Below are 6,017 nucleotides of genomic sequence, written 5' to 3'. Positions count from 1 at the left end.
TGGTGATGAAGCTGGCCTTGCCCATCACGCGCTTGAGCATGATGCGACCGGCGACCTTGACTTCGACGGGCATCGCTTCGAGTTCTTCAGCGGTTTTTTCGCCGTAGATCTCGTCGAGTTTGCCGGCGGTGTTCTCCCGGGAGAAATCGTTCGGATACGCCTTGCCGGTGGCGCGCCATTCGGCGAGCTTTTGACGGCGTTCGGCGATCAGGTGGTTTTCGTCCTGGGCGGGCGTGTTGGTCTGGTCGGACATTTTGGGCTCTTCAATCAACGGAATCGGGTGCGGCAGCATCGCAAAACGCCGCAAAGCCCTGAATTCTGACACATTCGGGCCCGCCCGTCGTGGGCTGGAGGGGGCAACGCGCCGTCCGGCGCCGCCCTACAGGAAGATTTCGTCGATGTCGGACTGGATCTGGGCCTGGCCGGCCGGGGTGGTGATGCGCAGTTTGCCGCTCATGATGAGCTCGTCGAAGCCATTGACCTGGTTGCGGCCGTGCTCCTTGGAGTAGTAGAGGGCCTCGTCGGCGCGGCCGAGGAGTTCTGCCGGCGACAGGCGCGGGTCGATCCGCGAGAAGCCCACCGAGCAGGCCACGCGCCCGACGCGGGGGAAGTCGAAGCGCTCCACGGCACGGCGGAAACGGTCGAAGATGTTCTGGACGTGATCCTCGGCCACGTTGCGGAGCATGATCACGAACTCTTCGCCGCCAAAGCGGAAGAGCTTGTCGTTGCTGCGGAAGCTCTGGCGCATGAGGTCGGCCACGCGCAGCAGCACCTCGTCGCCGAAGAGGTGGCCGAAGTTGTCGTTGATCTTCTTGAAGTGGTCGATATCCACCACGCCCAGCCAGCATGGCTGGGTGATCGCCGGGCTTTGCTCGCGGCGCTCCTGGGGCGCCTTGAGCGCCTGCTCGGCCAGCTCGGCGGCGGCGATCAGGCGCTCGAAGTCGTCGTCGAAGGTCTTGCGGTTGAGGAGCCGGGTGAGGGTGTCGAGGTTGGCGTATTCCCACTGCAGCTGCTGGTTCTCGAAGCAGCGCAGGAACAGCGCGAGGGCGCTGCAGTCGGCGTCACGGGGCTGGGTCCGGGTGTGGATCTCGAGCACCCAGCGGGCCTGGCCGAGGGCGCCGATGGCGAAGGCGAGGCGCCACAGGTCGCCCTCCTGGTGAATGGCGTGGCCGAAGTCGGTCTCGAGGCAGCTGCCCAGCAGCGGATCGACCGGCAGCCAGGATTTGCCGTCGCAGACGTCGTCCCAGTAGGTGTCGGTGCCGTCCGACACGCAGCAGCCCAGGAGGCCCACGGTGTGGTCGGGTGGGGTGAAGCGCACCGCGAAGAGCAGGCCGAAGCTTCCATCGAGAAAGCGCATGGCACATTCGGCCGCAGTGCGGAAGATCATCCGCAGATCCCGCGTCCGCGACAAGACCTCGGCGCCTGCGAGAAGATCGAGCAGGCGGGGCGAGGACGGGGACGACGCGGGGGGCGAAGGCATGGCGCGCAGCGGGACGGTATTCGTGTGGAGCCAAATAACGTCCGGCGCCGGGAAATCTGAAGCTGCCCGGCGGGTGCGCTCAGAGATAGCCTTCCTGCTCGCCTTTCAGTTGCTGCTGGCGGATGTGCGCGGCAAGGGCGTGGAGGGCGTCGGGCAGCGGCGCGCCGGCCTCCAGCCTGTCGAGGAGGGTCTGGTCGCGCTCGGTGAGGGGGCGCTTGGCCGGCAGGGCGTCGAGGTCGTCGGGGGACATCTTCCAGGGCTGCCAGTCGAGCCCCGCCTCGGTCCACAGCTGTCCGGCCTGGAGCGCGATGGCGATGCCGTCCGGGTCGGGATCGCAGGCGATCCGCGCGGGGGCCGGCAGGTGGCGCAGCAGGGTGGTGACGGCGCGCCGCCACCAGGAGGGCGGGTAGCCGGGCAGCCACAGCACGGCTTCGTCGGGTGGGCTGGTGCGGGCCACGCGCTCGAAGCTGGTCCGGTTCTCGACCAGCCGCCAGACCGAAGGCGCGGGGCTGGCGGCGGTGATGGCGTCGATGGTCGCCGGGGTGAGGGCGGCAAAGTCGGGGACGGCGGCGAGGGGCCAGGTGGCGTCGGTCAGGTGCAGCGCGGCCGGGAGGCGCAGCAGGATCAGGGGCGTGTGGCCGCTGATGCGGAACTCGTCGAGGGAGACGACACCCTCCAGCCAGCTTTTCTCGGCGTCGCTGATCTGCTTGGTGTCACCCCGGGCAAACTGGGCGAAGTCGCGCCAGGTGCCGGCGCGCTGGTCGGCCTGCCAGCGCTCGAGGGCGTCGAGCAGGGCGTGGCGGGCGAGGGCGCGGGCCGGGGGCAGGGCGTCGAGGGCTTCCGCCGCGAGGTCGAGCTCGGGGAGCGAGAAGCGGCGCTGACGGAGATCCTGCCAGGCCTTGAGGTCGGCGTCGGGTTCGGCCAGGCCGAGGTTGCGGCGCAGCTCGGTTGGGGCGATGAAGCGGATCTGCCGGGGCCACCAGTGCCCGCGCTCGTGGATCTCCTCGATCTCGACCGAGCCGGCCTGGAGCAGGGTCTGGAGGAGCCGGTCGGCGGTCATGGCGCGTTGGGGGCCGGCGGCCCGGAGCAGCGTCTCGTGGCGGACGGCCTTGTCGGATGCGCGGCGGATCCAGTCGGCGAGGAGCTTGCGGTCTTCCGCCGGCCAGGTGTCGAGGTCGAGCGGCCTGGGGCTGCCGCGGCGCAGCCGGCGTTGGCCCTTCAGGCTCGCCCGCAGCGGGTCGTCGAGCCGGCAGGTGCGGATTCCGTCTGGGTCGGGCGCACTCCAGTCCATGACCGTCTCCGCCGTCAGATCGCCCGCTGGATGAGGCCGATGGGCGGGGCCCAGTCGTCGCCGGGTTTCTTCTTGCGGGTGACCAGGGTGAGCTGGGCCGGGGCGAAGACGTTGGCGTTGTGGGTGACGGGCGTGGTGATGAGGTACTGGGCGCGGGTGGCGCGCAGGAAGCTGCCGACCCGGTCGATGTTGGCGATGTCCAGGTGGGCGAAGGGCTCGTCGATGAACACGAAGCCGCCCGGGCGGGCTTCGTCCATCAAGAGGGCGATGAGCAGGATCAGGGATTTCATCACCTGCTGGCCGCCGGAGGCTTCGCCGTCGTTGAGGCCGACGGCGCCCTTGCGGTCGAAGTCGAAGCGCACCTCGAGGCCGGCGGCGGAAAGCGCCCGGTCGTCGTTTTCGAGGTGGGGCACCGGGCAGTCCACATCCACGTTGGCCAGCTCGCCCAGGGCGCGCAGGTTCTTGCCGTACTGGCGCACGGTGGCGCGCAGCTTGGCGATGTAGGCGGCGCGGGCTTCGGTGGTGATGTGGCGGGCGGCGTTGCAATGGCGCTCCCGCTCCTGGTACTGGGTTTCGCGCTCGGTGACGTCGGCGCGCAGGCGGCCGGCGAGGGTGAGCACGGTGTCGTCGGTGACCCAGTCGCCGTCGGCAAGGCGCTGGCGCAGGCGGTCGAGCTCGGACCGGGCCCCGCGGGCGTCGCCGTATTTTTCGGCGAGGAGGGCGTTTTGCTGGGCGTCACGCCAGTCGGCGGGCATGCCGCGGCGCAGCCGGCGCAGGCGCAGGATGCGGCGGGCCTGCTCGGTGCGGCGCGGCGTGGCAGCGTCGGTGAGCTCCTTCAGGCGGCGGGTGAGGCCGTTGATGGCGCCCTTGCGGCGGTCGAGTTCGATGTCGATGCCGCGCAGGCGCTGGTCGATGGTGTCCACCTGGCCCTTGGCCTCGGCGCGGGCAGCGATGGCGGCAGTGAGGCGGGCTTTTGCTGCCGGAAGGGCGGCTTCGGCGGCGTCGAAGGCGTCGGCGCGGGCGGCCAGCAGCTGGGCGGCCTCGATGCCGTGGAGGCGGGCGCGCAGGGCGTCGGCTTCTTCCTTGGCGGCGTCGAGCTGCGGGCGGATCTCGCGCAGGCGGGCGTCGATGCTGTGCATGTCGGCGTCCAGCTGCTTGAGGCGTGCGGCGCGGGCGAGCTCGCCGAAGTGGAACTCGGCCGGCTTGCCCAGGTGGCGCGCACCGCGGCGCTCCCGGTGGTAGCCGTCGCGGGTGATCCACTCGGTCTCGCGGGGCTGGCTGCGGGCGGCGTCGGCGTCTTCGACGCGCTGGATGCGGTTGAGCAGGTCGACGAGCCAGCGGGGCACGGCGTCGGCGAAGCGGATCACCTCGGCCAGCGAGCCGCGGGTGGCCGGCGGGGCGGGTTCGAGTTCGGGGACGATGAAGTGGCGGAAGCGTTCCTGCTCGCCCAGGCCCCAGGCGGCGTGGCGGTCCTGCTCGCGTTCCAGCAGCAGCACGTGGCGGTAGGGGCGCAGCACGGCCTCGAGCGCACCCTGCCAGCCCGGATCGGTGACTTCGACGATCTCGGACAGGGCCCGGTGGGCGATGCCGGCTTCCTTCAGGCGGGCGCGGAAGCGGTTGACCTCCGGGTCGCCGGGCGAGCCGCGGGAATCGCGGGTGGCGCGCAGCTGGTTGGTGCGTTCCTCGAAGGCGGCGATGGCCTCGCGCTCCTGGCGTTGCAGGTGGAGCAGGCGGGCGTCAGCCTTGGCGTAGGCGGCTTCGAGGTCGACCGCAGCGTCGCCGGCCTCGCGGGCCAGGCGGGTGCGCAGGGCGCTGCGTTCGGCCAGCAGCTTCTCGGCGTCGCGCACTTCGTCGTGGGCGGCGAGGTGGGCTTTCTCGGCTTCGAGATCGGCGCTGCGGGCGGCCTTGCGTTCGGCGTCGGCGGCGGCCTTCTCGGCCTCGACGCTGCGGATGCGCGTCTGGAGGTCGGCCAGTTCGAGGCTGCAGCGCTGCTGGTCGTCCTTGTCGCGGGCGATGTCGCTGCGGGCGTGGCCGATGTCGCGGGCGAGTTCGGTGGCTTCGAGGCGCGGCACGATCTCGGCGGCGAGGGCGCGGGCTTCGTCGTCGAGCTGCTTCCACTCAAGGAAGCGGTCGGCCTCCAGGCGCTTGGCTTCGGCCTGGGCGCGCAGGCGGTCGAGGTCGAGGCCGAGGGCGGCGAGCTCCCGCTCGGCGTTGTTCTGCTCCTCGCGGGCGAGGTCGTAGTTGTCGAGGACTTCCTTGTCGCCGAAGACGTCGAAGACGAGCTCCAGCAGCGCCTTGGGCGAGTATTCGCAGAGTTTGTCGGTGTCGCCTTGCTCCAGCGCCAGCACCTTGGCGATGGCAGGGGTGAGGCCGCCCCAGGCGAGGCGGCTCTGGTAGTCGCGGTAGCCGACCCACTCGACGGCCTTGTCTTCGTTGGCTTCCAGCGCCTCGATGGGCACGTCGCCGTCGGCGATGGCGTAGTCGCGGGTCCAGTCGCCGCCAGCGCGGCGGATGCGGCAGGCGAGGGTGACTTCGTCCTTCAGGCACGGGAAGAACGGTCGCTTGCCGGTGCTGCCCGGGCGGTTGGCGACCACCGCGCGGATCCACGCGAAGCTGCGGTTGGCGCGGCGAACGTAGCGGCGGAAGTCGCGCTTGCCGGAGCAGCGCAGGCCGAAGAGCGTGCGCAGGGCGTCGAGGAGCGTGGTCTTGCCGGAGCCGTTGGGGCCGACGATGGTGATGATCTGGGCGTCCAGCGGTAGGTTGAAGCGGCGCCAGTAATCCCAGTGGACCAGTTCGAGTTGCTTGATGTGGAACATGGGTGCTCAGTCGGTCAGGTCGTCGGGGTCGGCATCGGCGTCCGGCTCGGGGGCGCTGAAGGCGTCTTGGGCGGGCGGCGGGTGGCCGGCTTCGGAGAGCACCTCGCCGAGGGTGCCGTAGATGATGCGGTCGGCCATCAGGCGGTAGTCGAGCAGCACGTCGAGGAGCGGGCCTTCGTGGATCATGCCGCCGCGGCGCTCGATGAAGCCCAGCTGGGCGAGGCGCGACAGCAGCTTGCCCTGGACGTAGGTCTTGTGGCCCAGCACCGGGGCGAAGTCGGCGAGCAGCGAGGCCTCGGAGAGCGCGCCGGCGACTTCCTCGCCGTGGGCGAGGGGCGCGTCCTTGCCGAACATGTCGCTCTGGCCGTCGTCGGCGAGCTTCTGGCGGTTGATCTGGCGTTCGCGCTTGGGCAGCACGATGAGCGCCCAG

Annotated in this window: 3 protein-coding genes and 2 pseudogenes; all 5 read right to left on the bottom strand. The window is 70.6% G+C overall.

Going from position 1 to position 6,017, the window contains the following annotated elements:
* Nucleotides 1-253, bottom strand: a pseudogene (locus Q0672_RS05995) (lysine--tRNA ligase); the annotation flags it as partial.
* 126 nt (nucleotides 254-379) lie between these two features.
* Nucleotides 380-1,480, bottom strand: coding sequence for a GGDEF domain-containing protein (locus Q0672_RS05990; RefSeq protein WP_298620732.1), 1,101 nt, complete (start codon nucleotides 1,478-1,480; stop codon nucleotides 380-382).
* Between the two features lie 79 nt (nucleotides 1,481-1,559).
* Nucleotides 1,560-2,771, bottom strand: coding sequence for a hypothetical protein (locus tag Q0672_RS05985; RefSeq protein ID WP_298620730.1), 1,212 nt, complete (start codon nucleotides 2,769-2,771; stop codon nucleotides 1,560-1,562).
* 14 nt (nucleotides 2,772-2,785) lie between these two features.
* A complete protein-coding gene (locus tag Q0672_RS05980) occupies nucleotides 2,786-5,587 on the bottom strand; it encodes an AAA family ATPase (RefSeq protein ID WP_298620728.1) in 2,802 nt (933 codons plus the stop codon).
* A gap of 6 nt (nucleotides 5,588-5,593) precedes the next feature.
* Nucleotides 5,594-6,017, bottom strand: a pseudogene (locus Q0672_RS05975) (hypothetical protein); the annotation flags it as partial.

Source organism: uncultured Zoogloea sp. (genome assembly GCF_937894855.1).
Lineage (GTDB): Bacteria > Pseudomonadota > Gammaproteobacteria > Burkholderiales > Rhodocyclaceae > Zoogloea > Zoogloea oryzae.
The sequence above is the reverse complement of the archived record's forward strand: the minus strand, read 5'-3'. Positions and strand labels throughout refer to the sequence as shown.